The 26579-nt window shown below is 69.9% G+C and carries 24 protein-coding genes and 1 tRNA gene; 16 read left to right on the plus strand and 9 right to left on the minus strand.

Going from position 1 to position 26579, the window contains the following annotated elements; all coding sequences use genetic code 11:
- Nucleotides 1-42: 42 nt before the first annotated feature.
- On the minus strand, nt 43-1398 hold the full coding sequence (locus AC1RN5_RS19135) for a calcium-binding protein (protein WP_493042946.1): 1356 nt from the start codon (nt 1396-1398) through the stop codon (nt 43-45).
- A gap of 16 nt (nt 1399-1414) precedes the next feature.
- Complete coding sequence (locus AC1RN5_RS19140; protein ID WP_493042947.1) at nt 1415-1756, minus strand: helix-turn-helix domain-containing protein; 342 nt, start codon at nt 1754-1756, stop codon at nt 1415-1417.
- Nucleotides 1757-1905: 149 nt separating this feature from the next.
- Here AC1RN5_RS19140 and AC1RN5_RS19145 point away from each other — a divergent pair, with 149 nt between their 5' ends.
- On the plus strand, nt 1906-4959 hold the full coding sequence (locus AC1RN5_RS19145) for an autotransporter outer membrane beta-barrel domain-containing protein (RefSeq protein ID WP_493042949.1): 3054 nt from the start codon (nt 1906-1908) through the stop codon (nt 4957-4959).
- A gap of 12 nt (nt 4960-4971) precedes the next feature.
- Nucleotides 4972-5250 carry a hypothetical protein gene (locus AC1RN5_RS19150; RefSeq protein ID WP_493042950.1) on the plus strand — a complete coding sequence of 93 codons (279 nt, stop codon included), beginning with the start codon at nt 4972-4974 and terminating at the stop codon, nt 5248-5250.
- A 118-nt stretch (nt 5251-5368) separates the two neighbouring features.
- On the opposite strand, the gene metW is transcribed toward AC1RN5_RS19150, so the two are convergent.
- Both metW and metX read right to left on the minus strand, forming a co-directional pair.
- On the minus strand, nt 5369-6025 hold the full coding sequence (gene metW / locus AC1RN5_RS19155; RefSeq protein ID WP_493042952.1) for a methionine biosynthesis protein MetW: 657 nt from the start codon (nt 6023-6025) through the stop codon (nt 5369-5371).
- Entirely contained in the window at nt 6022-7179 is a 1158-nt protein-coding gene (gene metX, locus AC1RN5_RS19160; protein ID WP_493042954.1) for a homoserine O-acetyltransferase MetX, read from the minus strand. The genes metW and metX overlap by 4 nt, the downstream gene beginning before the upstream one ends.
- Before the next feature lie 107 nt (nt 7180-7286).
- Here metX and AC1RN5_RS19165 point away from each other — a divergent pair, with 107 nt between their 5' ends.
- From AC1RN5_RS19165 to AC1RN5_RS19180, 4 genes are all read left to right on the plus strand, one after another.
- Entirely contained in the window at nt 7287-7784 is a 498-nt protein-coding gene (locus AC1RN5_RS19165; RefSeq protein WP_493042956.1) for a SixA phosphatase family protein, read from the plus strand.
- Nucleotides 7785-7847: 63 nt separating this feature from the next.
- Nucleotides 7848-8189, plus strand: a complete 342-nt coding sequence (locus tag AC1RN5_RS19170; RefSeq protein ID WP_493042957.1) for a DUF952 domain-containing protein — start codon at nt 7848-7850, stop codon at nt 8187-8189.
- Nucleotides 8186-9223 (plus strand): quinone-dependent dihydroorotate dehydrogenase, encoded by a 1038-nt coding sequence (locus tag AC1RN5_RS19175; RefSeq protein WP_493042959.1) that lies wholly within the window; start codon nt 8186-8188, stop codon nt 9221-9223. The genes AC1RN5_RS19170 and AC1RN5_RS19175 overlap by 4 nt, the downstream gene beginning before the upstream one ends.
- 70 nt (nt 9224-9293) lie before the next feature.
- Nucleotides 9294-10778 (plus strand): sensor histidine kinase, encoded by a 1485-nt coding sequence (locus AC1RN5_RS19180; protein WP_493042961.1) that lies wholly within the window; start codon nt 9294-9296, stop codon nt 10776-10778.
- A gap of 154 nt (nt 10779-10932) precedes the next feature.
- Here the strand turns inward: AC1RN5_RS19180 and AC1RN5_RS19185 are convergent, their stop codons facing one another.
- A complete protein-coding gene (locus tag AC1RN5_RS19185; RefSeq protein ID WP_493042963.1) occupies nt 10933-12642 on the minus strand; it encodes a gamma-glutamyltransferase family protein in 1710 nt (569 codons plus the stop codon).
- Nucleotides 12643-12744: 102 nt separating this feature from the next.
- Here AC1RN5_RS19185 and AC1RN5_RS19190 point away from each other — a divergent pair, with 102 nt between their 5' ends.
- The 3 genes from AC1RN5_RS19190 (at nt 12745) to AC1RN5_RS19200 (ending at nt 17026) form a co-directional block, all read left to right on the plus strand.
- Nucleotides 12745-13770: a P1 family peptidase gene (locus AC1RN5_RS19190; RefSeq protein ID WP_493042966.1), complete on the plus strand. Its 1026-nt coding sequence runs from the start codon at nt 12745-12747 to the stop codon at nt 13768-13770.
- 285 nt (nt 13771-14055) lie between these two features.
- The gene (locus tag AC1RN5_RS19195; RefSeq protein WP_493042968.1) at nt 14056-15327 is read left to right on the plus strand and encodes a hypothetical protein; all 1272 of its coding nucleotides are present in this window, start codon (nt 14056-14058) and stop codon (nt 15325-15327) included.
- A gap of 37 nt (nt 15328-15364) precedes the next feature.
- On the plus strand, nt 15365-17026 hold the full coding sequence (locus AC1RN5_RS19200) for a glycosyltransferase family 4 protein (RefSeq protein WP_493042969.1): 1662 nt from the start codon (nt 15365-15367) through the stop codon (nt 17024-17026).
- A gap of 55 nt (nt 17027-17081) precedes the next feature.
- Here the strand turns inward: AC1RN5_RS19200 and AC1RN5_RS19205 are convergent, their stop codons facing one another.
- Nucleotides 17082-17810 carry a class I SAM-dependent methyltransferase gene (locus tag AC1RN5_RS19205; RefSeq protein ID WP_493042971.1) on the minus strand — a complete coding sequence of 243 codons (729 nt, stop codon included), beginning with the start codon at nt 17808-17810 and terminating at the stop codon, nt 17082-17084.
- A 215-nt stretch (nt 17811-18025) separates the two neighbouring features.
- On the opposite strand from AC1RN5_RS19205, the gene AC1RN5_RS19210 reads away from it, so the two are divergent.
- From AC1RN5_RS19210 to AC1RN5_RS19235, 6 genes are all read left to right on the plus strand, one after another.
- Nucleotides 18026-18102, plus strand: a tRNA-Arg gene (locus tag AC1RN5_RS19210).
- Between the two features lie 368 nt (nt 18103-18470).
- Complete coding sequence (locus tag AC1RN5_RS19215; protein ID WP_493042973.1) at nt 18471-19190, plus strand: hypothetical protein; 720 nt, start codon at nt 18471-18473, stop codon at nt 19188-19190.
- Nucleotides 19191-19381: 191 nt separating this feature from the next.
- Nucleotides 19382-19705, plus strand: a complete 324-nt coding sequence (locus tag AC1RN5_RS19220; RefSeq protein WP_493042974.1) for a hypothetical protein — start codon at nt 19382-19384, stop codon at nt 19703-19705.
- A 70-nt stretch (nt 19706-19775) separates the two neighbouring features.
- Entirely contained in the window at nt 19776-20015 is a 240-nt protein-coding gene (locus AC1RN5_RS19225; RefSeq protein ID WP_493042976.1) for a ribbon-helix-helix domain-containing protein, read from the plus strand.
- Entirely contained in the window at nt 20012-20338 is a 327-nt protein-coding gene (locus tag AC1RN5_RS19230; RefSeq protein WP_493042979.1) for a type II toxin-antitoxin system RelE/ParE family toxin, read from the plus strand. The genes AC1RN5_RS19225 and AC1RN5_RS19230 overlap by 4 nt, the downstream gene beginning before the upstream one ends.
- 667 nt (nt 20339-21005) lie before the next feature.
- Entirely contained in the window at nt 21006-21836 is an 831-nt protein-coding gene (locus AC1RN5_RS19235) for a CgeB family protein (protein WP_493042982.1), read from the plus strand.
- Here AC1RN5_RS19235 and AC1RN5_RS19240 read toward each other — a convergent pair.
- Complete coding sequence (locus AC1RN5_RS19240) at nt 21823-22425, minus strand: class I SAM-dependent methyltransferase (protein WP_493042984.1); 603 nt, start codon at nt 22423-22425, stop codon at nt 21823-21825. The genes AC1RN5_RS19235 and AC1RN5_RS19240 overlap by 14 nt on opposite strands.
- A gap of 81 nt (nt 22426-22506) precedes the next feature.
- Between AC1RN5_RS19240 and AC1RN5_RS19245 the strand changes: the two genes are divergently transcribed.
- Complete coding sequence (locus tag AC1RN5_RS19245) at nt 22507-23259, plus strand: TylF/MycF family methyltransferase (protein WP_493042986.1); 753 nt, start codon at nt 22507-22509, stop codon at nt 23257-23259.
- Here AC1RN5_RS19245 and AC1RN5_RS19250 read toward each other — a convergent pair.
- Together AC1RN5_RS19250 and AC1RN5_RS19255 are read right to left on the minus strand one after the other, a co-directional pair.
- Complete coding sequence (locus AC1RN5_RS19250; protein WP_493042988.1) at nt 23241-25190, minus strand: O-linked N-acetylglucosamine transferase, SPINDLY family protein; 1950 nt, start codon at nt 25188-25190, stop codon at nt 23241-23243. The two genes, AC1RN5_RS19245 and AC1RN5_RS19250, sit on opposite strands and share 19 nt — an antisense overlap.
- A 236-nt stretch (nt 25191-25426) precedes the next feature.
- Nucleotides 25427-26350: a DeoR family transcriptional regulator gene (locus AC1RN5_RS19255; RefSeq protein ID WP_493042991.1), complete on the minus strand. Its 924-nt coding sequence runs from the start codon at nt 26348-26350 to the stop codon at nt 25427-25429.
- Between the last annotated feature and the right edge of the window lie 229 nt (nt 26351-26579).

A 26579-nucleotide genomic window follows, 5' to 3' on the forward strand; every position in this document is an offset into this window, starting at 1 on the left:
CGTAGTGCTAGCAAGCCGGGTGGGAGTCGCCAATGGCGCCGGTCAGCCCAGGAAGTCGCCGTCGGGGATGGGCGGGTGGGCCGGCAGGGTGATGGGGGCGCTGTCGGGGGCGGCAGGCGGATGGCCGCCGCCGGCCAGGACATGGTTCACCAGGTTGGCGGCGCCGGTTCCGGCGACCATGACGAAGCCGTCGGCCTGGTTGTCGCCGTTGACGTCCACCTCGACCCGGAAGCCGGGGACCGGCGGGGTGGGCAGGTGGCCGGTTCCGGTGAAGCCGCGCAGGCCGCTCAGCACGTCGTCCTGGCGGATGGCGTTGAGGATATTGACCAGGCGCCCGGCGCCGTCGGCCAGGCGGTCGCCGGCGGAGAAGTCGAGGATCACCCCCAGGGCGTGCTGCGGGGGCGGGGTCTGGTCGTGGGCCGGCGCGGCGATGACGAAGGTGTCGTCCCCCGCGCCGCCGATGGCCACCACGTTGCGGCCAAGCTCGATGCGGTCGTTTCCGGCGCCGCCCTCCAGCAAATCGACCTGGGTGGAGCCCGCCCCGCCGCCCGCCAGGGTGTCGTTCCCGTCGCCCCCCAGCAGGTGGTCGGCGCCGGCCCCGCCGTTCAGGCTGTCATTCCCCGAGCCGCCGGTCAGCAGGTCGTCGCCGTCGCCGCCGCGCAGGGTCTGACCCCCCTCGGCGCCCTGGAGCGGGCGGGCGTCGGCTGCCAGGGTGGCGTCGGCGTCGGCGGCGCTCGCCTCGGCCTGCGGGGCGGACCTGGCGGTGTCGGTGTCGGACGGGGCGAGGACCGGGGCGGCGGGCTGGTCCTCGGCGTCCGCCAGGTCGGAGGCGGACCCCTGGGGGCCGTCGGTCTCGGCCGGGGCGGCGTTGCGTTCGAAGCGCTGGTGCTCCTGCGCCTCCGCCGAGGGGGCGGCCAGGGTGGCGGTGGCGGCGAAGGCGGCCAGGATCTCGGCGGGCGTGTCGTGATGGCCGCCCTCGTCGGGCGCCTCTTGGGCCTGGGCGGTCATGTCGAAGAAGGCGGCGGCCACCACCAGGGCCATCAGGGTCTGGGCCTGGCGGGCGGCCATCGGCACCACCACCTGGCCCTCGGCCTCGCGCCAGCCCTCGCCCAGCAGGCGGTCGAAGGCGGTCCAGAGGGTGTCGCCCTCCTCCACCGCGTCGGCGGCGGCGTCGTGGATGACGAACTGGCCGTTGATGCGGGCGACGTGGACCAGGACCTCGTCGTTCTCGTCGGTGATCACGCACCAGGGGTCGCCCGCGTCGGTGGACCCGTAGACCACCCGCACATGGATGCCCTCGGCGGCCAGGCGGTCGGCGAGGTCCGACAGCTTGGCGCGCTCGCCGGCGGTCCAGCCGCCGGTGTCGGGCCTCGGGGTGAAGGGGACGACGTTGCTCATCGGGAAGGGGCGGTCCTCAGGTCCCGAAGGCGCGCTGGGCGTCGGGGGTGATCTCGGCGGCGTCCCCGAACAGCAGCCGGTTCAGCTCGGGCTCGTAATAGGCGAGCAAGGTGCGGGCGAAATGGGCGGGATCAAGGCCGACCGCAAGGGCCCAGGCCCGCTGCATCTCGATGGGCACGCGGCCCAGGCCGCTCTCCACCTGGGAGACGAAGGTGTAGTAGCGCATGCCCACCTGCTCGGCGAGTTCGGCCTGGGTCAGGCCGGCGGCCTCGCGCCCGGCCTTCAGCCAGCGGCCGGCCTCCTGGCGCAGGGCCTTGGTGGCGGCGGCGCGCACCGGGTCCACGGCGGGTCTCGGCATCTCGGTTCCTACTCCAGGGCGGCGCCATCTTGCCGCCGCAATCGACACAATATACAGTTCTTACGAAACACATTAATACGCGACGTATAACGCCTCGTCGTCCGTACAATAGACGACCTCCCCCCGTCCCGCCACCACCTGGATCGCCCATGTCGCCTCGCCACCTCCTGCTCGCCGCGGCCTCCCCCCTGTGCCTGATGGCCGCGCCCGCCTGGGCTGAGACCGCCATCTCCACCGCGGTGACCACGCCGGTGGCCACGGCCACCGCCGCCAGCGGGGCCCGCGACGACGTGCGCGTCACCTCGGCGGGCTCCATCAAGCCCACCGGCGGGACCGCGATCACCCTGAACAGCAACAACAACGTCACCCTCGAGGGCGTGGTGGCCATCACCGACGCCAACAACGCCGTGGGCCTGGCGGTGGTGGGGGGAAACACCGGCGAGGTGAAGCTGTCGGGCTCCATCACCGTCGATGAGTCCACCGAGATCAAGGACACCGACTCCGACGGCGACAATGACGGCCAGTTCGCCGTCGGCTCGGGCCGGTTCGGGGTCAGGGTGACCGGGCCCGCCACCTTCCATGGGTCGATCACCCAGACCGGCGGGTCGATCGTGGTGGAGGGTAATGATTCAGCCGGCGTCGCGTTGGAGAGCGCCATCGACGGATCGCTGCAGACGGCCGGCGCGATCTCGGTGGTCGGCGACCGTTCCTTCGGGATTCACACCGGAGGCACGGTCGGCGGCGACGTGGCGGTGACCGGGAGCGTCACCGCCCAAGGCCTGGACTCCATCGCCGTGGCGGTGGACGACAATGTCGGCGGCAAGCTCTCCCTCAATGCGGCGATCTCGGCCACCGGCTTCCGCTCCACCACGCGGGGGACCGACGCGGTGGTGGCCAAGCTGGACGCCGACGACCTGCTGCTGGGCGGCCCGGCGGTGCGGGTGCGCGGCGACCTGTTCGGCGGCCTGCTCGTGGGGTCGTCGGGCGCCATCACCTCCTATGGCTCGGCGCCCGGCATGGTGATCGGCGCGGCCGGCCGCGGCGTGCGGCTGGGCGTCCTGGGGACCGGGGCGGACGCCTATGGCCTGATGAACAAGGGCGCCATCCAGGCGGGCGGGATCTATGACGGGATCACCGCCACGGCCCTGCAACTGGGCGGCCAGGGCGGGACGGTGACCGTGGACGGCGGGATCTGGAACGCCGGATCCATCCTGGCCACCGGCGTCAAGGCCAGCGCCACGGCGATCCGGGTCGGGTTAGGAGCCCAGAGCCCCAGCCTGACCAACATCGGGATCATCCGCGCCACCACCACCGCCACCGACGTCGCCGACGCCACCGCCCTGCGCCTCGACGCCGGGGCCAGCCTGCCCTATCTGGCCAATGGCGGGGTGATCAACGCGGTGGTCAACGGCTCCAAGGCCTCGGCCACCGCCGTCCTGGACGCCTCGGGGTCGCTGCGGGCCATCGAGACCACCAATTCCATCACCGCCACGGTGACCGCCACCGACTCCACCCTCGCCGTCACCGGCCGGGCCATCGCCCTCGACCTGCGGGCCAATACGGCGGGCGTGCTGTTGCGCCAGTACGCCAACACCGACACCACCATCACCCCCACCATCACCGGCGACGTGCTGTTCGGCTCCGGGGCGGCGCGGCTGGAGCTGCTGGCCGGGGTGCTGAACGGGGCCGTGGCCTTCGGCTCGGGCGCCGACAGCCTGCTGATCGACGGCGGGGCCAAGCTGAAGGGGGCGCTGACCGACGCCGGCGGCGGCCTGGCCCTCGACATCGTCAAGGGCCGGCTGACCGACACCAGCACCCAGGCGGTCAACCTCACCAGCCTGAACGTGGGGGCGAGCGGCGAGCTGGTGTTCACCGCCGATCCCAAGGCCGGACTGGCCACCACCTTCAACGTGGCCGGCGCCGCCACCCTGGCCACCGGCGCCAAGGTGGGCCTGGCCTTCGCCTCCAAGCTGGAGGCGCCGGCCAGCTTCACCCTGATCAAGGCCGGGTCGCTGACCACCGGCGCCCTGGACGAGAGCCTGCTGGGGGACACCCCCTTCCTCTACAAGACCACTCTGCGGGTCGACACGCCCACCGCCAGCCTGATCGCCGAGGTGCGCCGCCGCACCGCCGCCGAGGCCGGCCTGACCACGGCGGAGGGGGCGGCCTATGACGCGGTGTTCGCCGCCTTCGACAAGGACGCCTCGGTGCGCGACGCCCTGCTGTCCAAGACCACGGCGGCGGGCTTCCAGGCCCTCTACGACCAGTTCCTGCCCGACCATTCCGGGGGCCTGTTCCACACCCTGGCGGCGGCCTCGGACGCCGCGGGCCGGGGCTCGGAGGCCGACGCCTCCATGGCGGCGGGGGAGGGCGTGCGGGCCTGGACCCAGGAGATCGCGGTGATGGTCAAGCGCGACCTCGACCGGGCCTCCTCCTACGACGCCGGAGGTTTCGGCCTGGCCGCGGGGATCGAGGTCCCCGACACCGCCTTCGGCACGCTGGGTCTGCAGACCAGCTTCCTCAATGTGGACGTCGACGAGGCCGCCTCGGTGGGCTCGGAGTCGCTGACCGGCTCGGTGCTGTCGGCCGGGGTCTACTGGCGCGAGAGCCTCGGCGACCTGACGGTGGGCGCCGGGATCACCGGCGGCTACGCCTCGCTGAAGAGCGAGCGGGTGCTGACCGACTCAGGCTTCACCCGCACCGCCTCGGCCGACTGGAACGGCGCCACGGTGGCGGCCCACGCCCACCTGAACTGGAACCTGGAGGGCGACACCTTCTACGCCCGGCCCCAGGCCAGCTTCGACTACTTCCTGCTGAAGGAGGGCGACCGCACCGAGACCGGGGGCGGGGACGCCATGAACCTGGCCATCGATGAGCGGTCCTCCAGCCAGATGGCGGCCTTCGCCGGGGTCAGCGTCGGGGCGAGGTTCGGACTGAAGGGCGACTTCCGCTGGGGGCCGGAGCTCACCGCCGGCTGGCGCCAGGTGGCGGGCGACGGCGCCGATTCCACCACCGCGCGGTTCGTCAGCGGCGGATCGGCCTTCACCATCGCGGCGCCGGAACTCTCGGGCGGCGGGGCGGTTGTACGGTTGGCCCTGCGTGGCCAGGGCGAGTACCTCGACTTCGCCCTGGAAGGCGGCGGGGAGATTCGCGACGACTACGAGGCCTATGACGCCCGCATCGTCGCGAGGATGTTGTTCTAGGGGCTTTCTCCCATGACCCACCTGGCCGGAGGACTTCTGGCGCTGGCGGCGGTTCTCGTCTGCATCGCCCGCCATACCGCCGGAAAGCCGCCCCTGTGGCGCTCCAAGCTCGCCTTCGTGGGCTCGGTCCTTTGCCTGGCGGCGGGGATGGTCCTGGTGGCCCTGGACCCCCGGGCGCTGGGCGAGACCCCGGTGCTGATCGTCGCGGCCCTGTGCCTGTTCGAGGGCGCCATGGCCGCCATCAGCCTGATGGCCGCCGCCGGCCTGCGCCAGCCGAGGTGGCTGGCCTGACAAGACCCCCCCCGGGCGCTCATCCCGGCCTGCACCCCCAGGCCGGGACCCGGGACAGACACGACCCCTCCCCGGGTCCGGCGTCTCGGGCTCCGGCCGCGCCGGGGTGAGCGGGGGGCTATTTCGGAAACAGTTCGCCCGGCGGGGCCGCGGTGGCCTCGGCCTGGCCCTTGCGGCTGAGCAGGAAGAGCGCGGTCTCCGAGCGCCAGTTCTCGATGGCCCGGGTGGGGTCGATGGCCCGCGCCGGCTTGCCGTTGTTCAGCGCCGCGCAGGCCTCGATCCGCAGGTCCAGGTCGTCGCACAGGGCGGTGAAGTCGTGCAGGGTGCAGAGGTGGATGTTCGGCGTCGACCACCAGGGATCGGGCAGGGCCGCGGTCTCGGGCATGCGGCCGCGCACCATCAGCGACCAGCGCACCCGCCACTGGCCGAAATTGGGCAGGGAGACCACCGCCCGGTCGGCGATGCGCAGCAGCTCGTTGAGCACGTGGCGGGGCTCGCGCATCTGCTGCAGGGTCTTGGACAGGATGGCGTAGTCGAAGGCCTTGGTGGGGAAGTGATCCAGGTCGCGGTCGCCGTCCCCCTGCACCACCGCCAGGCCGCGGGCCAGGCAGGCCGAGACCCCCTCGCTGGAGATCTCCAGGCCCTGGCCGTCGACATGCTTCTCGCGGGTGAGCAGCTCCAGGAGCTCGCCCTCGCCGCAGCCGACATCGAGCACCCGCGAGCCGGGGCGCACCAGGCGCAGGATCTCCTTGAAGTCCTCCCGCTGGGTCCTCACGCCAGGCCCCGCTTCTCGGCCGCCGAGGCCAGGAAGCCGCGCAGGGCGCTGTCGAGGGCCGGCTCCTCCAGGAAGATGGCGTCGTGGCCCTTGTCGGTGGTGATCTCGGCGAAGCTGGCCCGGCAGCCGGCGGCGTTCAGGGCGCGGACGATGTCGCGGCTCTCCGAGGTGGCGTAGAGCCAGTCCGAGGAGAAGGAGAGCACGCAGAACCGCACCTTGCGGGCCCGCAGGAAGGCGTTGGCCAGCACCCCGCCGTGGCTGGCGGCAAGATCGAAATAGTCGAGCGCCCGGGTGATGTAGAGGTAGGAGTTGGCGTCGAAGCGGTCGACGAAGCTGGCCCCCTGGTGGCGCAGATAGCTCTCCACCTGGAAGTCGGCGTCGAAGCCCCAGGACAGGCCGTCGCGCTGCAGCTCGCGGCCGAACTTCCGCTGCAGGGCGGTCTCCGACAGATAGGTGATGTGGGCGGCCATGCGGGCCACGGCCAGGCCCTTCTCGGGGCGGACGCCCTCGAGCTCATAGGCGCCGCCGCGCCAGTCCGGGTCGGCCATGATCGCCTGGCGGCCCACCTCGTGGAAGGCGATGTTCTGGGCCGAGTGCCGCGCGGCGGCGGCCACGACGATGGCCGAGAACATCCGCTCCGGGTAATCGGCCGCCCATTGCAGGACCTGCATCCCGCCCATGGAGGTGCCGACGACGGCGAACAGGGTCTCGATGCCGAAGGACTCCACCAGCATGGCCTGGGCGCGCACCATGTCGCCGATGGTGATCATCGGGAAGGCCAGGCCGTAGGGCTTGCCCGTGGTGGGGTCGGGGCTGGCGGGACCGGTGGTGCCCATGCAGCCGGAGAGCACATTGGGGCAGATGATGAAGTAGCGCTCGGGGTCGATCGGCAGGCCGGGCCCCACCACCGTGGTCCACCAGCCGGGCTTGCCGGTCACCGGCTGGGTGGAGGCCACATACTGGTCGCCGCTCAGGGCGTGGAGGATCAGGACGGCGTTGGACTTGTCGGCGTTCAGGGTCCCGTAGGTCTTGTAGGCCACCTCGAGGGGGGCCAGGACCGCGCCGGAATCCAGGCGCAGCGGACGGTCGGCCGGTGACCTCCAGGTCCCGCCGTCGGTGGGGGTGGCGAGGGTGGCGTGGCGCACGTCGCTCATGGGCCCGCTTGGACCGCCAACCTCTTTCGCTGTCAACCGCTTCGCGTCGGCGCGCTTGCCCGCTATGAACCGATCGACTCCCAGCATGGCGGGGTGACGGAGAGACCATGGACCGGCTGATACTCCTGCGGCACGGCGAGGCCGAGCGCGACGCCCCTAGCGGCGACGACTTCGACCGCCGCCTGGCGAGCCGGGGTGCGGCCGAATCGGCGGCCATGGGCGAGACCCTGGCGGAGCTGGGCCTGTCGCCCGACCTGGCCCTCGTCTCGGCCGCCGCCCGCACCCGGGGCACGTGGGCGGCGGTGGCCCCGGCCTTCCCCAAGGCCGTGGCCCGCTTCGAGGACAGCCTCTACCTGGCCGAGGCCGAGACCATCCGGGTCCTGGCCGAGGCGGCCGGCGCCACGGCGGGCACGGTGATGGTGGTGGGGCACAATCCGGGCCTGCAGGAGCTGGCGGTGCAGATGCTGGTCCAGGGCGGCGCGCCCCCGGCCCTGATCGCCCGCGCCCAGAACGGTTTCCCCACCGCCGCGGCGGCGGTCTTCCTCTTCGACCACGCCGGCCGGCCGTCCTATGACGGGCTGTTCTTCCCGCGCGACCGGCGATGACTCCGCCTCTCCCCTTGAAAGGGGAGAGGCGGAGATGACCATCGATTCTGAGACAGGGACCCCATGACCCGCATCTACAAGATCCTGCCCCGCGCCGAATGGACCGCCGCCCAGGGCGCCGGCCAGTTCGCCGGGTCGGGGATCGACCTGGCCGACGGCTATATCCACCTGTCCACCGGCCTCCAGGCCGCCGAGACCGCGCGGCGCTATTTCAAGGACATCCCCGACCTGGTGGTGCTGGAGGTGGAGACCGAGGGGCTGAGCCAGGCGGTGCGCTGGGAGCCCTCGCGGGGCGGGGACCTGTTTCCCCATCTCTACGCGCCCCTGCCGGTGAACGAGGTCGCAGCCGTGCGTGAGGCGCCCCTGGGCCCCGACGGGATCCCGGTGCTGGGAGAACTGGCGTGATCCACGACCTGGCCGCCCGCGCCCTGCATCTGCTCGACCCCGAGGACGCCCACGGGGTGACCCTCAAGGCCCTGGAGCTGGGGCTGGGGCCCCGCGCGGGCGCCGACGATCCGATCCTGGCCACGACGGTGGCGGGGCTTTCCCTGCCCAACTGCGTGGGGCTGGCGCCGGGGTTCGACAAGAACGCCCAGGTGTTCGGCCCGATGCTGGCGGCGGGCTTCGGCTTCGTGGAGTGCGGCACGGTCACGCCCCTGCCCCAGGCGGGCAATCCGCGCCCGCGGCTGTTCCGGCTGACGCAGGACCAGGGCGTCATCAACCGGATGGGCTTCAACAATGCGGGGCTGGAGGCCTTCGCCGCCCGGCTGGCGCGGCGCGGCCCCGGGGTGGTCGGGGCCAATATCGGCGCCAACAAGGACGCCGCCGACCGCATCGGCGACTATGTGACCGGGCTCACGCGGCTGTGGGGCCTGGCCTCCTATTTCACCATCAACATCTCCTCGCCCAACACGCCGGGCCTGCGCGCCCTGCAGACCAGGGCGGCGCTGGAGGAGCTGCTGGGGCGGCTGGCGGAGGCCCGCGACCGGCTGCCGGCCAGCGGCCTGGTCCCCATGTTCCTCAAGGTGGCGCCCGACCTGGAGGCCGGCGAGGTGGAGGCCATCGTCGAGACGGTGATCGCCAATGGCCTGTCGGGGATCATCGTCTCCAACACCACCATCAGCCGCCCGCCCCTGGCCTCGCCCCACGCCGGGGAGGCCGGCGGGCTCTCCGGGGCGCCGCTCAAGGCCCTGGCCCAGCAGATGATGGCGGAGTTCCACGCCGCCGCGGCGGGGCGGACGGTCCTGATCGGGGCCGGCGGGATCGCCTCGGGCGCAGACGCCTATGCGCGCATCCGGGCCGGCGCCAGCGCCGTGCAGCTCTATTCGGCCATGGTGTTCGGCGGACCGGGCCTGGTGAGCCGGATCAAGGCCGACCTGGCGCGGCGCCTGCGGGCCGACGGCTTCGCCCAGGTGGCCGACGCGGTGGGGGCCAACTGACAAGATTCCCCTCACGCGCGAACAGACGTCGCGTTGCCGAAAGCGCCACGGTGAAGTAGGGGGAAGGTTCATGGCGGACGCCCCTCAGCCTCAGGCGCCCCCGAGGCGGACCAGACGGCGGTTCTTCTGGCCGGGCGGCCTCTCCGCGCGTCTGCTGATCCTCACCATCCTGTTCGTCTCCGCGGCGGGGGGCACGATCCTGCCGCCGGCGCTCGCGGCCTTCGAGGAGCAGTGGCTGCTGGACCGGGTCCGGGCCGCCGAGCTGGCCACCATCGCCCCCGACGTCGCCCCCGACCGGGTGGTGAGCGAGGCCCTCGCCGCCCAGCTGCTGGAGGGCGCGGGCGTGCAGCGGGTGGCGATCCAGACCGAGGGCATGCGCCGCCTGGTGCTGCAGGGGCCCAAGCTGGCGCGGGCGCCCTATCTGGTGGACCTGCGCGACCAGGCGCCGATCTCCTGGCTGGCGGCGCCCTTCCAGACCCTGATGGGCGGCGGCGAGGGGCGGATGGTCCGGGTGATCGCCGAGCCCCGCATCCGCAAGGCCGACTTCATCGAGATCGTCGCCCCCGACGCGGCCCTGAAGCGCGAGCTGACCCGCTATCTGTGGCAGCTGCTGCTGGTGATGGCCTTCGTGGCCACCATGGCCGGCATCCTGGTCTACCTGTCCCTGGCCTTCTTCCTGGTGCGGCCCATGCAGCGGATCACCCACGCCATGGAGCGGTTCCGCGCCGACCCCGACGATCCGGCCTCGCACCTGGAGCCCTCGGGCCGCCGCGACGAGATCGGCCGGGCCGAGGTGGAGCTGGACCTGATGCAGGCCGACCTGCGGGTGGCGCTCAATTCCCGCGCGCGCCTGGCCCAGCTCGGCGAGGCGGTGGCCAAGATCAACCACGACCTGCGCAACATGCTCACCAGCGCCCAGATCGCCTCCGAGCGCCTGGCCGCCTCGCGGGACCCGAAGGTGGCCCAGGCCCTGCCGCGCCTGGAGCGGGCGCTGGACCGGGCGGTGAAGCTGGCCACCGACGTCCTGGTCTATGGCAAGACCCAGGAGGCCGCCCCCGACGCGCGGCCCATGCCGCTCGCCGCCGCCCTGGAGATGGCCGCCGAGGAGGCCCGCCTGTCGCCGGAGACCGTGCGCCTGGAGATGGAGGTCGATCCGGCCGACCAGGTGGTGGCCGATCCCGACCAGCTGCACCGCATCGTCGTCAACCTGCTGCGCAATGCGCGGGAGGCCGTCGAGCAGCAGGAGGGGCGCGAGGCGCCCGGCCTCGTCACCGTGGCGATCGCCCAGGCGGAGGGAGCGACCCTGATCCGGTTCACCGACAATGGCCCGGGGGTCTCGGCCCGCGCGCGGGAGAGGATCTTCCAGCCCTTCGCGGGCTCCAGCCGGCCGGGGGGCGCGGGCCTGGGCCTGGCCATCGCCCGCGAGCTGGCCCAGGGCCACGGCGGGGATCTCACCCTGGCGGAGACCAGCGAGGCCGGCTCGGTGTTCGAACTGCGCCTGCCGGGGACGCCGCCGCGGGTGAAGCCGAAGCGGACGCGGAAGCCCTCGGCATAGATCCGCTCATCCCGGCGAAGGCCGGGACCCAGATTCATCACCAGAACCGGGAGGTTGTCCCAGTCGCCGGCCGTGTTCTCGCTATGAGATCGGAGCGGGTTTCACCTGGGTCCCGGCCTTCGCCAGGATGAGCGGTTGGTAGGGGGAGCTGCCCCTAAGGCGCTTTCGCCACGCCCTCGCGCCGGGGATCAGCCGCCCCCACCAGGCCGGTGGGGGTCATGACGATGCCGTGCAGGCCGGAGTCCTCGCCGCCGCCCTTGCTGAGCTTCACGCCCTTGGCCTCCAGGCCCTCGACGACGCCGGCCGGGAACTTGGCCGGTTCGGAGGCGTAGGTGTCGCCGCGCGCGATCAGGTTGGGCAGGGCGATGGCCTGGTCGATGGGCAGCTTCCAGTCCAGCAGGGCCACCAGGGCCTTGAGGTTGTAGGCCAGGATGGCCGAGCCTCCCGGCGAGCCCACGGCGGCCACGAAGCGGCGGTCCTTGTCCAGCACCACAGCCGGAGCCATGGACGAGCGCGGCCGCTTGCCCCCGGCCACCGCGTTGGCGGCGGCGACCCCGTCCTTCTCGGTCGGCGAGAAGGAGAAGTCGGTGAGCTGGTTGTTGAGGAAGAAGCCGCCGACCATGCGGCCGTTGCCGAAGATGCTCTCCACCGTGGTGGTCATGGAGACGGCGTTCCCCTCGGCGTCGACGATGACCATGTGCGAGGTGCCGCCGGGCTCCAGGGTGGCGTCGGGGGCGCGGACGCCGGCGCCCCTGGGCTTGCCGGGGGCCGGGGCGGGACCGGCCATGTCGGCATTGATCAGGGCCGCGCGGCTGGCGGCGTAGGCCGGGTCCAGCAGGCCCGCGGTGGGGACGTCGACGAAGTCGGGGTCGCCCATGTAGCGGTCGCGGTCGGCGTACATCAGGCGGCTGGCCTGGGAGAACAGGTACCAGCCCTGGACGTCATTGGGGTGGGCCGCGACGTCGGTGTGCTCCAGGATCGCCAGGCCCTCCAGCAGGGCCGGGCCGCCCGAGGGGGCCGGCGGGGTGCAGACCAGGTAGACGCGGAAGGTGCGGCAGGTGGCGGGCCCGGCCTTGGGCCTGTAGGCCGCCAGGTCGGCCAGGGTCATGGTGCTGGGGCGATCGCCCTGATGCAGGCGGGCGATGATGGCCTCGGCGATCGGGCCCTGCAGGATGGCCCTGGGCCCCTCGGCGGCGATCTTGCGCACCGAGGCGGCGTAGGCGGGGTTCCTCAGGGTGTCGCCGGCCACGTAGCGGGCGCCGTCCGGCTTGGTGAAATAGGCCACCACGTCCGGGGCGCTGGTCTGGGGGAAGCGGCCCGCGATCATATAGGCCAGGCGCGGGCTGACCTTGAAGCCTTCGTCGGCCAGCTTCTCGGCGTCGCCGAACAGGCTGCTCCAGGCCAGCTTGCCGTGGTCGGCCTGGGCCATGGAGAGCATGGCGATGGCGCCGGGGACGCCGGTGGCGCGGCCGCTGAGCACGGCGACGGGGAAGGGCAGGGGCTTGCCGGTGGCCTCGTCGAGGAACAGGGCCGGGGTGGCGGCGGCGGGCGCGGTCTCGCGGCCGTTATAGGCGGTCACCTTGCGGGTCTTGGCGTCGTAATAGGTCATGAAGGCGCCGCCCCCGAGACCCGAGCTCTGCGGCTCCACCAGGCCGAGCACCGCCTGGACGGCGACGGCGGCGTCCACCGCCGAGCCGCCCCGGGCCAGCACCTTGACGCCGGCCTCCACCGCCAGGGGGTTGGCCGCGGCCACCATGCCCTTGCCGGCGCTCGGGGCCGGGGCGGAGGGGGCGGGGTTGAGGCTGGCGCAGGCGCTGGCCAGACAGGCCAGCAGGACGATGCTCAAACGCTTGAAATGCGACACGGACGGACCACGCGGAAAAGGGGGAGCGACGGAAATGCGAGGCGCCACCTTAACCAGCCGCGCGTGGACAACAAACCTCAAGCCATGCTCTTCGTGCCGACCATGACCCAAAAGCCCGCCGCCGCCCCCGGAACGCGCAACCTGATCACCGATGTGCCCGGTCTGACCGTGGGCCAGGCCCAGGACGTCGGGGCCCGCACCGGCGTGACGGTCATCCTGCCCGACGACCGGGCCGTGGCCGCCTGCGACGTGCGCGGCGGCGGGCCCGGCACCCGGGAGACCGACGCCCTGGCCCCGGAGAACCTGGTGGAGGCCATCGACGCCATCGTCCTTTCGGGGGGCTCGGTCTACGGCCTGGCCGCCGGCGACGGGGTCGTGGCCTGGCTCGGCGCCAAGGGGCGCGGCTATGGCGGCCTGGCGCGGCCCGGCGTGCCGCCCTCCCCGGTGGTGCCCGGCGCCATCCTCTTCGACCTGGCCAACGGTGGCGACCGCGCCTGGGGGGAGGACCCGCCCTATCGCCGCCTGGGGCGCGAGGCCGTGGCGGCGGCGGGCCTGGACTTCGCCCTCGGCACGGCCGGCGGCGGCTACGGCGCCATGGCCGGATCCCTGAAGGGCGGGACGGGCTCGGCCTCCATCGTCGCCGCCGACGGGATCACAGTGGGCGCCCTGGTCTGCGTCAACAGCTTCGGCTCGGTGACGGCCGGCGACGACCGGACCTTCTGGGCCGCGCCCTTCGAGATGGGGGCGGAGTTCGGCGGCCTGGGGTCGGCGGGGCTGTCGGCGCGGCCCGACGCCTGGGGCCTGGCCAAGGCCGACCCCAAGGCGCGGATGAACACCACCATCGCCTGCGTGGCCACCGACGTGGCGCTGACGCCGGCCCAGGCCAAGCGGGTGGCGGTGATGGCTCAGGACGGCCTGGCCCGCGCCATCCGCCCGATCCACGCCCCCTTCGACGGCGACGTGGTCTTCGCGCTCTCCACCGGCCGCCGGGCCCTGGAGGGCGGCGACTTCACCATCGCCCGCATCGGCGCCCTGGCCGCCGACGTCCTGGCCCGCGCGGTGGCCCGGGCGGTGTTCGAGGCCACCCCCTGGCCGGGGTCGGACGTGCGCTGCTGGCGCGATCTGTAGGGACCACCGCTCATCCCGGCGAAGGCCGGGACCCAGGTGAAGCCCACCAGCCTCAGCGCCCGCCCGAGGTCCGACCTGAGGTTCGGCATCCTACGTCCAGGATGAATCTGGGTCCCGGCCTTCGCCGGGATGAGCGGGTGGGGCGACCCTTGACCCCGATCAAGACGCGCGCCGCCCGCCTGGGCTCTGCTGCGGGAACGCAGACCCCCTCTTCGATTTTGCCGAATGCGCTCGGCGGACGTAAAAGCTAAGCCACGCGGCTTTCGGGGTTTCAGGAGACGTCCAATGGCTTGGGTGAAGACGGCGACGGCGGTCAGTGTGATCGCGCTCACGGCCGGCGCGGCCGACGCGCAGCAGAAGCAGGTCGTGACCGGTCCGGTGGCGGTCTACTGGATGAGCGCCCAGACGATGTCGGGCTTCGGCGCCGGCATGGGCGGCGGCGCGGGCGGCGCGCGGCCCTCCATGGGCCAGATGATGGGCATGATGGGCGGCGGCGGCGGGGCCAACAAGACGCTCACCCTGCAGCTCGGCTCGACCCGCAAGCCCGCGGGCGAGCCCACCGCCGAACACCTGCCGCCCCCGGGCTTGCGGGCCGGTCCCAGCCTGCCCCTGGTGACCCCGCGCGCCCAGCCGACCCAGCGCACGGAGGAGAGCCCCACCGTGCCGCGGGACTATCAGAAGCCCAAGGGCCGGATGCTGATCTTCTGGGGCTGCGGCGAGCACGCCAAGCCCGGCCAGCCGATCGTCATCGACTTCGCCCAGATGGCGAACGGCAAGGTTCCCGCCGGGATGGAGGCCATGAGCCGCGGCCTGGCCATCACCCCCATGCAGCCGCCCTCGCCGACGCGCAACGCCACCTATGGCGAGTGGCCCAACGAGAAGACCCGCACCAGCGTGCCGGGGAACGGCTCCCTGGTGGGGGAGCACCTGATCCGCGGGACCTACAGCCCCGACATCCGCTTCAGCCTGAACGCCAACCAGGACTTCCTGGGACCGCTGAACCTGGTCACCAACGCCATCGGCGCCAGCGGCGCGGGCCAGCTCGGCTGGGGCGCGGTCCCCGGGGCCCAGGCCTATCTGGCCACCGCCATCGGCGGCGGCGAGAACGACACCGTGGTGCTGTGGACCTCCAGCGAGGTCCAGGCCTCGGCCTTCTCCCTGCCCGACTATCTCAGCAATGGCGACATCGCCCGGCTGGTGGCCTCCCGCGCCCTGATGGGCCCGCAGACCACCGCCTGCACCATCCCGCAGGAGGTGGTGAAGGTCGCCCCCCAGGCCATGGTGCAACTGGCGGCTTATGGCGGCGAGACCAACCTCTCCTATCCGGCCCGTCCCGCCGATCCGAAGGTCCCGTGGAACATCGAGTGGACGGTGAAGGTGCGCTACAAGTCGCAGACCGGCGCCCTGCTGGGGATGGAGATGCCCGGCGGCGGCCCCCGCGGCCAGGCCGACGGGCGTCCGGCCCCCGGCGCGCCGCAGACCGCGCCCCAGACCCCGGCCGAGGCCATTGGCGGCGCCTTGCTGCGCGGTCTGGGAGGTCGTATTCCCCGCTTCTGATCGGGCGGGCAAACGCCTCTAGAGAACGAGGCGGGCCTTGGCGTCGCGACTGGCGATCTACCATCCCTCGGGCCAGTTCAACCTGGTCAACAACCCGTTCGGCAAGGACGTCGCCAACCTGGAGCTGTTCCGGGCGCTGGCCGCCCACGGGGGCTTCGACCAGGTCAGCTTCCTCAGCCAGGCCAATATCAGCGACGCGGCCCTGCGCCAGGGTCTGCTGGGGGACGCGCCGGGCGGGGCGGCCCTGACCACCGCCAGCCTGCTGGCCCAGGGCCGGGTGGCCGAGGCCGGGGTCATGCTGCGCGGCACCCCGGCTCTGGCCGACATCGCCTGGCTGCGCCGCCGCGCGGTGGGGGACCGCGCCTACAGCCTGATGGGCCTGGTCCACACCCTCGCGCCGCCGGCCCTGCGCCAGGACATGGCGACGGCCGCCGTCTCCCCCATCCAGGCCTGGGACGCCCTGATCTGCACCTCGCCCTCGGTGCAGGACGCGCTGAACCGCATGTTCGACGAGTGGGCGGATTTCCTCGGCGACCGCTTCGGGGGGACGAAGAACCCCAAGCCGCGCCTGCCGCTGATTCCGCTCGGCGTCGACCAGCCGGCGATCCAGGCCCGCGCCGACCGGCCGCAGGTGCGCGCCCAGCTGCGCCAGGAGCTGGGCCTGGGGGACGACGACATCCTGGTGCTGTGGCTGGGCCGGCTCTCCTTCTTCGAGAAGGCCGCCCCCCAGCCCATGTTCCGCGCCGTGCAGGAGGCCGCCCAGGCCGCCGGCGCCAAGGTGGCCTTCGCCATGGTGGGCTGGTTCCCCAACGGCGACCAGGACCGGGCCCGCTACCAGCAGGCCGCCGAGGCCTACGCCCCCGACGTGGCGGTGCATTTCCTGGACGGCAACGACCAGGGCCGGGTGGGGAGCTTCTGGGCCGCCTCGGACATCTTCATCTCGCTGGTGGACAACATCCAGGAGACCTTCGGCATCACCCCGGTGGAGGCCATGGCCGCGGGCCTGCCGGTGGTGGTGAGCGACTGGGACGGCTACCGCTACACCGTCCAGGACGGCCAGCAGGGCTTCCTGATCCCCACCCTGGGCGGGCCGCCCGCCAGCCTGGGAATCGCCGCGGCCGAGCGGCACGTCCTGGGGTTGGAGTCCTATCAGCTCTATGTGGGGGCGCTGGCCCAGCACACCGCCGTCCATGTCGGCCGCGCGGCCGAGGCCATCGGCGCCCTGATCGCCTCGCCCGACCTGCGCCGCCGCATGGGGGAGGCCGGGCGCCAGCGCGTGCGCGAGGTGTTCGACTGGCCGGTGGTGGCCCGCCAGTACGCGGCCCTGGCCGACGAGCTGACCGCCATCCGCCTGGCCGCGCCGGAGGATGCGACCCGGGGCGGACTCAATCCGGTGAAGGGCGATCCGCACCGCGACTTCGCGGGCTTCGCCAGCGAGGTCCAGAGCCTGGAGACCCTGCTCCGCGTCCGGCCGGGCGTGACCGCCGCCGACATCGACCGCGCCATGAGCCTGGAGCTCGACCGCTTCGCCAGCTCCTGGCGCTGTTCGGCCGAGGACTGCGCCGCGGTGCTGAGGGGCCTGGGGAGCGCTCAGCGCACGGTGAAGGAGATCCTGCTCACCTTCCCGCCCGAACGCCGGCGGGCGGTGCAGATGGGCCTGATGTGGATGTGCAAGCTCGGGATGCTGGACTGGCTGTAGGACACGACGGGAGGGCGCGCGAACCGCCGCCGCCCCGTCCGGCCTTCGCCGCGGATTAGTCGTTGTTCAGCAGTGTGAACGCCGGGTGGCCGGCGATGACGAATTCCCGACGCTGAACCTCGGGGAATGTCCGGATCATTAGGTCCCGGCACCCCGCCAACGCCTTCGGCGTCGCGCAGACCAGCTTGGTGCCCCCCTTCATCAGGGGCCCCGATCGAGGGATGACGGCGACCGGCCGCAAGTTCTTGGAAATCCTGAGCCCGTCGATCACGCCTTCTGTGACGTCAGGAAACCAGTCGTGGAGGTAGTCGTCGATGACGACGACTGCCTCTTGCGCAAGGTGCGACGACACCAGGATCATGTCGCTGAGGACGGCGTCACGGGTGTGGTCGCCATCGATATGGGCGAAACGAACCGGCGCGCCGAGGAGGCGAATCCAGTCGATGGTCGCAAGCTTGGTGGAGTCGGCCTTGACCAAGCGCACATTCGCGGGGTCCTCGGTCGGGAGCAGAGCTTTCAGGTTGGCCGTTAGATCCTCCGCCATGGAGCCGGGGAATAGGTCGAGGCCGATCACGGATTCCTTCGGTTGGGCGGCGAGCGCCATTCCGATGAAGGTCTTGCCCTGATAGGCGCCGATCTCCGCGAGTGATCCGGAAACCTGGCGTGCCTTCTGATCGGTCAGGATCGCGGCGATCGCCCTGGCCGCCCGCGCAGAGATGAAGCCCTGTATCTTATCGGCTCCGCCGCCCGCGGCGAACCAATCTTCATGAGGATGCAAATCCAACTCTCCAAGGACCTCAAAGGAAGATCGATATGGGGGGCGATCTGGCGTGACAACTCTAAAGCAATGGCCCGCGCCCCATTTTTACCGGCGGCGCGCGGGCTCCTTTGCCGGTTTGCGCGAACCATCGCGCTCCGGATCAGAATGATCGCGCGAGATCGTGGTTGAATCGCCGCCGACGAACCGGTAGATACCCGCCCTTCGCCGAGAGGCGATGCGCGCCCGTAGCTCAGCTGGATAGAGCATCAGACTACGAATCTGAGGGTCGGACGTTCGAATCGTTCCGGGCGCGCCAAATTTCCTGACAATTCATGTGGTTAGTCGGCGTTTCAGTTGCGCGCGGTTTGCAGCGATTTGTCGTGACAGCGCCAACGCCCTCTATAGGTTGCTGATTTCCCACACCTTTCCTTAGAGACACCGTCTGCAGCTCATCATCGGGGTGGTCGGCTGCGCACAGTATGCAAACTGTTCTTGTTTTGTTCTTGACGCGCAGTGCCGTCCGTGAGATGGTTGCCCGCGTTCGTCACTGCGCAGGGCCATCCGAGCGAACGGACAAGGCCAGCGCAGCAAGAGTATCGCGCTTCTTATTTCGAGCACCGCGACGGCTTGGCATGTTCGCCGCTGTTGAGCGCGCGCCGATATCCCCAATTTATGGAGAAGAAGATGGCCAGCGTACCTCGCGGGCAGCCGCAGTCTGTGCCGGATCCGGCCGGCGAACTTTACGATCAGGAGATGGCGAAGCTCAGGGCGCAGAGGAAAGCCGAGGACCAGGGATACCCCTCGCCGCTCGACGTCGCCCGGGACGCGCTGCGGGACTTTCAGGATGGTCCGGATATTCCGCGCCCAAACCTGGCCCAGTCGTTCATTCCGATTGTTGGCCCTGCCTGGGAGGCGGTCGCCGACTTACAGGACGGGAATTACGCGGGGGCGACGTTCAACGGCGCCATGGCCGTGGCCGACGCGCTGCCCATCGGCCCCGCCATCAAGGGCTTCAACGCGGCCCGAAAGGGCGTGACCGTTCTTAAGAAGGGGTCCGTCACCGCCAAGGCCGCCGCCAGTCGCCTCCGAGATTGGGGTGTGGCGACAAAGGGGCAGGAAATCCACCACACAGTGCCCCTCAACGGCGCAAGTCGCACCGCCCAGAATTGGAGAAACCACTACGCCTTCCTCAAGGTGCTCCCGAAGGAGCAGCATCGGCGTCTCACCGGGAGCTGGGCCGGTAAGCCAAGGTACGATCCCATACGGCGTGTCTGGTATGGAACCACTGACTGGATGAAGACCGGGGCTGTGGCCACGGGCGGCTACCTCGCGGATTCCGTGGATAATCTCGCAGGTCAGTATTTCCCTCCTTCATTCGGACCTCCCACGAAGTCGCGACGCTGATTGAAGCTTCACAGGTCGCTCCCGATGGCATATGTTCCCTATTTGTTCAAATGTCGATGAAGTCCACCGACGTAAGCTTTCATTTTCCGGTCCTGGGATTCACCACCGACTTGGAAATCTGGGGGTTCAGGGACCTAGATACCCTCACGCGGTGTGGTCCCCGTAAGCTGAAGGAGGGTACGCAGACAGGCATGGAATTGATCGACGCGGCGGGAAGCCGCTGGGTGGTTCGCTCGATTTCTAGAACGGGTCGCGCTGGTTCCTGGGTCTCTCTTTTCTTGCCGTTTGGGCCACGGCAATCGCGTATCGAGCAAGACCTTGAACCCTTGGAGAAGGTCTTACTCGAAGAGGTCCAGCGCCGAGCGTGCGCCGCTATGGAGGCCCACGCCGAGGATTACTCGGACGGCGATGAGGACGAGGCCGAATTCAAAGCGCTTCTCGCCAAGGTGAGGAAGACCAGGAAGATCGCGGCGATCTATGACCTGCTTCAACCAGACACGTTCGAGCCCCACTGAAGGGGTCGGGTCGCCGAGGCGCCAGCCTTCAAACCTTGCCAAATTTTGGCAAGGTAATATTCTCTCTTCCATGACCACCATGAACATCTCCCTTCCCGAGGCGCTCAAGACCTTCGTCGACGAGCAGGTCCTGGGCAGGGGTTACAGCACCAGCAGCGAGTATGTTCGCGAGCTGATCCGGAGGGATCAGGACCGCCTGCACCTGCGCGGCGTTCTCCTCGACGGCGCATCGACGGCGCTCACGGCGCCCGTTGATCAAGCCTATTTTGACGGGCTTCGTCTCCGCGCTCGCGCCCATGCGGCGGGATGAGCGCCAAGCAGGTCGTCCCGAGAGAGAGGGCCCGGCAGGATGTTGAAGCCGCCGTCGACTACTATGCGGCGGAGGCCGGCGAGATGATCGCCTTGCGTTTCGTTGACGCTATAGAAGAGACCTACCGCGCGATCAGCCGTCGACCGGCGATGGGCTCGCCCCGATACGGTCACGAGCTTGATCTTCCGGGTCTGCGCACCCGATCCCTGAAGCGCTTCCCCTACGTGGTCTTCTACATAGAGCAGAAAGACTACTTGGATGTCTGGCGCGTGTTGCACGCTCACCGGGACATACCAGCGGGGCTGAGCGAGCCCCAGGCCTAAGACCTGGGGTGATACGGCGATCGATGTCACTCGCCCATTTCCACGCCCCGGGAGCGGATCCGTTGAGCCCCCAAAGGATTTCCCGAGACTACGAAGCAGAGCCTCATCCATTTTGCTGTCGGCCGGAATCTCGCTATGCCGGATCGAAATTAATCGGCGATCTGATCGGAACTGATCAATGCTGTAGTCGAGGAGCCGTGAGGCGCGGACGCGTGCCTGCGGCGGTCGCTGAGCGATCGCCTGGTGAACGCACCAGATGTCTAGAGATTGCCTACCTGAAGTGACGATTTGCAGTTTGCAAAACTGCCAGAACCCCAACGAATTCAAAGGGGTAAAAACGGCCGGTTTACAAGAAAACCGAGCGACTTCAACGCTCGGCCTTAGCCTACGAATCTGAGGGTCGGACGTTCGAATCGTTCCGGGCGCGCCAAATTCTTTCATTTTCGAGCATCTCTTGGGCCATCCAAGGTCTAGCCCCGGCGCTTCCAGCGTGCTGAGTGACCTCAGAGTTCCGCGCCTCAACCTCTTGCAGCGCAGGACAACCAAGGCTCAGATCAACCTCGAATTCTGAGTATCGCTGGATGAGAAGCGGGGCTCGTCATCCCTTGGAGACTGGAAGCCCGTGGGCCTTATCCCTCCGACAGACAATGGCTATTGCCTATGGGTCGTGACACCAGCGGGCTACACCCACAGTCGGGCATTCGAGGATCTCGCCCTGGCCCTGCGCGAAGCCTTTGCCGAGTTGGGATTCGAGGCGCCCATCATCACCCGGCTGGATGGGATCACCGGCCGGGCGGTGGTGCTGGGGGCCAACCTCCTGGCGGCCCAGCCTCAGGTGCGGCCGCCCGGACTAGTGCTCTACAATCTGGAACAGGTGCAGTCCGGGTCGGCCTGGATCACGCCACAGTATCTTGACCTGCTGCGGGCCTATCCGGTCTGGGACTATAGCGCCCGCAACATCGAGGCCCTGGCGCGGGAGGGCGTGTCGGCGATCCTGTGTGGCGTCGGCTATGCGCCCGGCCTGACCCGCATTCCGCACGCGCCCATCCAGGATATCGAGGTTCTGTTCGTTGGCTCCATGAATCCGCGCCGGCGCGCCGCCCTGAACGATCTGGCCGCCCGAGGTGTCAAGGTGAGGGCGGTGTTCGGCGTCTATGGCCCCGAGCGCGACGCCCTGATCGCGCGGGCCAAGATCGTGATCAACCTTCACTTTTACGAGGCCCAGCTGTTCGAGATCGTTCGCGTCTCCTACCTTCTGGCCAACCGGGTCTGCGTGGTCTCCGAGAGTGGCCTCGACGCCGAGCTGGAGGCGCCGTTCCGCGAGGGTGTCGCCTTCGCGCCCTATGACCGCTTGACCCAGACCTGCCTGGACCTGCTGTCGGCGCCGGAGCGTCGCGAGGCCCTGGCCGCGGCGGGATTCGCGGCCTTCGCCGCCCGGCCGCAGGCGCCGATGCTGGCGCGGGCCCTGGCCGCCTTGGCGCCGCTCAACCGCGGGTGAACCGCCGCAGGGTGGCCAGGTCGGTCTCCGAGAGCGCAATCTTCTCGAAGATCACCTTCATGGAGTCGATCGCTCGAGGCGTGCGCAAGATCAGATCCTGCGTCTCGCCCTTGGCCAGCAACTCCCTGCCCAGCGGGCCCATCACATATTCGAGACGCTTTGTGACGAAGCGGCTCTCGGTCCAGCCGAGGTACCAGAACCAGTCGGTGTAGTAGAGCCAGCTGCGCTCGTTGAACGCCCGCACATGGGTCGGGTCCTGCCACGCGCCGTAGGAAAGGTCGTAGGGCACCAGGATGTGGAAGGCGCCTCCAACCCGCAACAGGTTCAGGCCGTTGGTCATGGTGCGCACCAAGTCTGGCACATGCTCCAGGACATCGATGCAGACGATTTCGTCGAAGGCCCCATGGGCTACCTCGATGTCGCCGAAGCGGCGGGTGTTGAAGATTTGACGCCCGCCGATCGGGAACTCGCCGCTCACATCGGCCAGGATGTCCGGCGACCAATAGTCCGAGACGTCGATGTTCAGATAATCAGCCTTGAAGTCCTTACCGCTGCCTAGATTTATCTTCGTTGGCGGCGGCGTTGACATCGGTTTTTCCCCAGGCGAAAGCCATGGCCTCGAACCGGGCCCCCGAAGGGGGCTCCGACGCATGGCGACGAGGTAGGTTTAATGACAGACGCCAAGGCGTTGCAAGACAGCTATCTCCAGCTCATGGAGCGTTGCCTGCTGGGGTTGATCTGGGAAGATCCGCCGCAGGACATCTGGTCTGGCGGGACCTACAAGCCGGCCCTGCGGGATACCGGACGGGACTGGCCGAGCAAGGCCCACAGCATGATCGGCGCTCGCCGGATGCACAATGTCAGGATGCTTAGCGAGGACGTGCTGCGCCGCGGCGTGCCGGGGGACTTTATCGAAACTGGCATCTGGCGCGGCGGCGCCTGCATCATGATGCGGGCTGTGCTGAAGGCCCACGGCGTCACCGACCGTCGCGTCTGGTGCGCCGACTCCTTCGAGGGTCTGCCGCCGCCCGATCCGGCGAGCTACCCGCAGGACGCCAATGACCAACACGCCACCTACGAGGCCCTGGCGATCTCCCTTGAGCAGGTGCAGCAGAACTTCTCGAAATATGACCTGCTGGACGACCAGGTCCGGTTCCTGAAGGGCTGGTTCAAGGACACCCTGGCCGCAGCGCCGATTGAGCGCCTGGCGATCCTGCGCCTGGACGGCGACATGTACCAATCGACCATGGAGGCCTTCGACGCGCTCTACGACAAGCTGTCGCCGGGTGGCTACGTCATCGTCGACGACCTCGGTGCGGTCCCGGCCTGTCGCCAGGCGGTGATCGACTTCCGCGCAAAGAGGGGCATCACCGACAAGGTCGAGCAGATCGACTGGACGGGCGCCTATTGGCGGAAGACCTGATCGTGGCGGGGATCGACCTCGAAATGGTTCGGGGGCTCGCCCCGCTGCTGGCGTAACCAAGCCTCCAAATAGGCGGCCTCGATGTGGCGAGTCGTGAGCGCGGTGTCGAAGAGGGGCGCCGACCGGATGCGGGCCTGCAGTTCGGCCTTCACCCGGGCGAGGCGGTCCGGGTTGAGCGCCAGGTCGGCGGCGAGGGCTTCATAGGCCTCTAGGCTCTCCGTGACCAACTCAGGTAGGCCTACGGCGCAGAGCACGCTGGCTGCGACCCTTGCGGCGAAGGGTTCGCCCGCGCAGGTCACCAACGGAAGCCCCATGTGCAGGGCGTCGCTCGCCGTGGTGTGGGCGTTGCAGGGCAGGGTGTCGAGGAAGAGGTCGGCCAGGCGGTGGCGGGCCATGTGGCTTCGGTGACCGACCTTGGGGGCGAACACCAGGCGGGCAGGATCGACGCCGCGCTTTTGCGCCTCCGCCCGCAGGTTTCGGCTGACCGGTTCGAACAGGTCCAACAGCCAAAGGACGCTGCCCTCAACCCGCGACAGCAGCCGCATCCAGACGTCGAAGACCTCGGGCGTGATCTTGTAGCTGGCGTTGAAGCAACAGAAGACCACGGCTTCCTCCGGCAGCCCGGCATCCGCTCGCCTCAGCGGGAGCCCTGGTGGCTCAGCCACCCGGCTATTGACCTGATAGCTGTTGGGCAGCCGGATCACCTTTTCGTCGTAGAACCTCTCCGACCCGGGTGGGATCACATGCCGGTCGGCCAGGATATAGTCCATGAATGTCCCGCCTAGAGTGCCCGGATAGGTCAGATAGTTGATCTGGATCGGCGCGCAGCGTCTGGCGAAGACGCCAGGCAGCGCGTTGTCCGAATAGCCGCCAAGGTCGATGAGGATGTCGATCTCATGGGCGCGGATCAGGCGGGCGATCTGATCTTCCCCGAGGTTGGCGACATCATGGAAATCGGGAATAGCCGCCTGAATCCGGTTGCGCATCGCATCGTCCGATGCGGGCGCGAGAGCGTAGCCAAATATTTGGAACCGCTGAGAGTCATGCTGCTCGAACAGGCCGGCGATCAAGGCTGCGGTGGCGTGATTGCGGAAGTCGGGGGAAACGTAGCCGACCCGGATACGATCATGCCTATATGTTTCCCCCGTCCAGAGGGGTTGTAGGGACCGCGGCAGGCGCAGCCGCCGATGGATGCGGGCGCAATTGAGCTGCTCGGCCCCGCTGTTTGAAAAGGCGAAAGCGACGAAGGGCAGCGCGGCGGGCTCCCCGCGGCCGAGGCGAAGCTGCACGGTGGTCCTCGCCTCGTCAAAGTCCGACCAGTCGCAGATCTGAAGCTGACGATAGAGCTTCGATCCGAAGGGCGGCGCATTGGTCGGATCGGCGGCGATGCCGCTTCGATAGCTTTCGATCGCGGCCTCCAACTCGCCAAGCTTGCTCAGCACGTCGCCCCGACCCGCCAAGGCAAGAGCGAAGTCTGGCTTCAGCGCGATTGCGGCGTCGAAGAAGCCCAGCGCCTCGCCCAGTCGGCCCTTCCGATGCGCAAGGGCCCCGCGGAGATTCAGCGCATCCACGCTGTCGGGCCGCGCCTTCAAGGCCCGATCTAAGCAGGCCTGAGCCTCCTCCAGCCGCCCCATCTCGACGAGCAATCGCCCCATCGCGATCTGCGGGTTCAACTTCGTTTCGGATAGGGCGGAGGCTCGTCGCCAGAGGCCGAGCGCCTCTTCGAAGGCCCCCCGCGCCTTATAGATCAGCCCAGCATTGTACAGGGCGTCGCCGTGGTCAGCAGCGTGGCCGAACACCCGTTGATAGCCCGCCAAGGCCTCGTCGAGACGACCTGCGCGGTGAAGTTCAACAGCCGCTAGGAACGCGTCATCCACGTTCATGGAGCCTGCGCCATTGCCGGAGTTCATCTCCCCGCCGTCCTGGTCCATAGCCGCTCCCGGATCGTTTCAACGGTCGGCCCGCCGACGCCATGGGGCTCCAGATACCCATATCGGATGGGACGACAACCCCCGACTCGCTCTTCGCGAGGCGGCACCAGCGCATTGGTTTCCGCATCGCGCCTCAAGGTCTGTCGGCGATCGATCCAGGTCGGGGCGTGGTCGCTGGACTTCGGCCTCCCGCACCCTGGGATGGAACAGGGCCTCCTCGCGCGCCCCCTCGTCCCCTAGGCGGGGATCGAGGCGCGCGCCGGGCGGCGGACCTTGGGGGCGATGGCCTCGACGTCCAGGCCGATCTGCCGGGCCGCGCGGATCAGCTGCAGGAAGCGCTGCACGATGATCTGGCTGCCCTGCATGACCTCGGGCGCCTGCTGGCGGCTCATGGCCGACAGGTAGCCGCCGCGCACCCGGTCGGCCCAGCCCAGGGCCTGGTGGCGGGCGATGCGGCGACGCACCGTCTCGTGGGGCATGCCCAACCGCTCGGCCAGCTCGGTGACGGTGGCCGGCCGGCGGAGCGCGTCGGGGGGCGGGCTGTCGGACCAGGCATAGGTCGCCGCCAGCTCGGGGTCGTAGGTGATGGCCTCGGCGTTGGCCACCACCAGGGCCGAGAAGATCACCGCGTCCAGCATCGAGCCGTAGGGTTCGACCCCGGCCTCCAGCACCCTCAGGATGAAGTCGTCCAGCAGGTCGGAGAGCGGGGCGGCCAGGGCGTCGTCCTCCAGCGGAGGGCCGAGCGGTCCGGGGTCGAACGCGAAGTTCAGGCCCTTGAGGTCGGCCACCAGGGCGCGCAGGGCGGCCAGTCGTCCGCGGGCGCGCCCGACCCGGGGCCAGCTGGGATCGCCGGAGATTCGCACCCCGGACTCGCCGGCCCGCGCCAGCAGGCCCGCGGCCTCCAGGGCGCCCACCTGGCGGCGGGTGGTCTCATAGGCGAGGTCCAGGGACTGGGCGACGGCGCGGACGCTGATCGCCCCGGCCGCGCCGGCCGGTCGGCGGTGCGAGGCCTGGGCGACGGCCAGGTGGACCGCCGCGCGGGTGATGCTGCCCTCGTGGCTCAGGATCAGGCTGCGGCACTCGTCCAGCAGGAACTCCAGCACGCAGCGCAGGATCAGCCGGTACCGCTGGTTGGTGGCCGAATCGGACCGATGAATCATGGCCAGCTTCCCCCAAAGCTTGACCAGAACAGCCGGTAAGCGGGGCGGCCGCAAGGCCGGGAACGATGTTTTACAAAGTCGCCGCCGGCGTCGCGCCCTAGCCGGGGCCCGGCAGGCGGGTGGTCATCGGGACCTCCGGATCGGTCGGGGGCGCGACGGCGGGGGCGGGGGGCGGCGCCGGCGCGGGGGTGGTCACCTCGGGGATGGCCAGGGGCGCGGGGGCGATGGG

It is taken from the genome of Phenylobacterium sp. GW821-FHT12F10 (genome assembly GCF_058806695.1).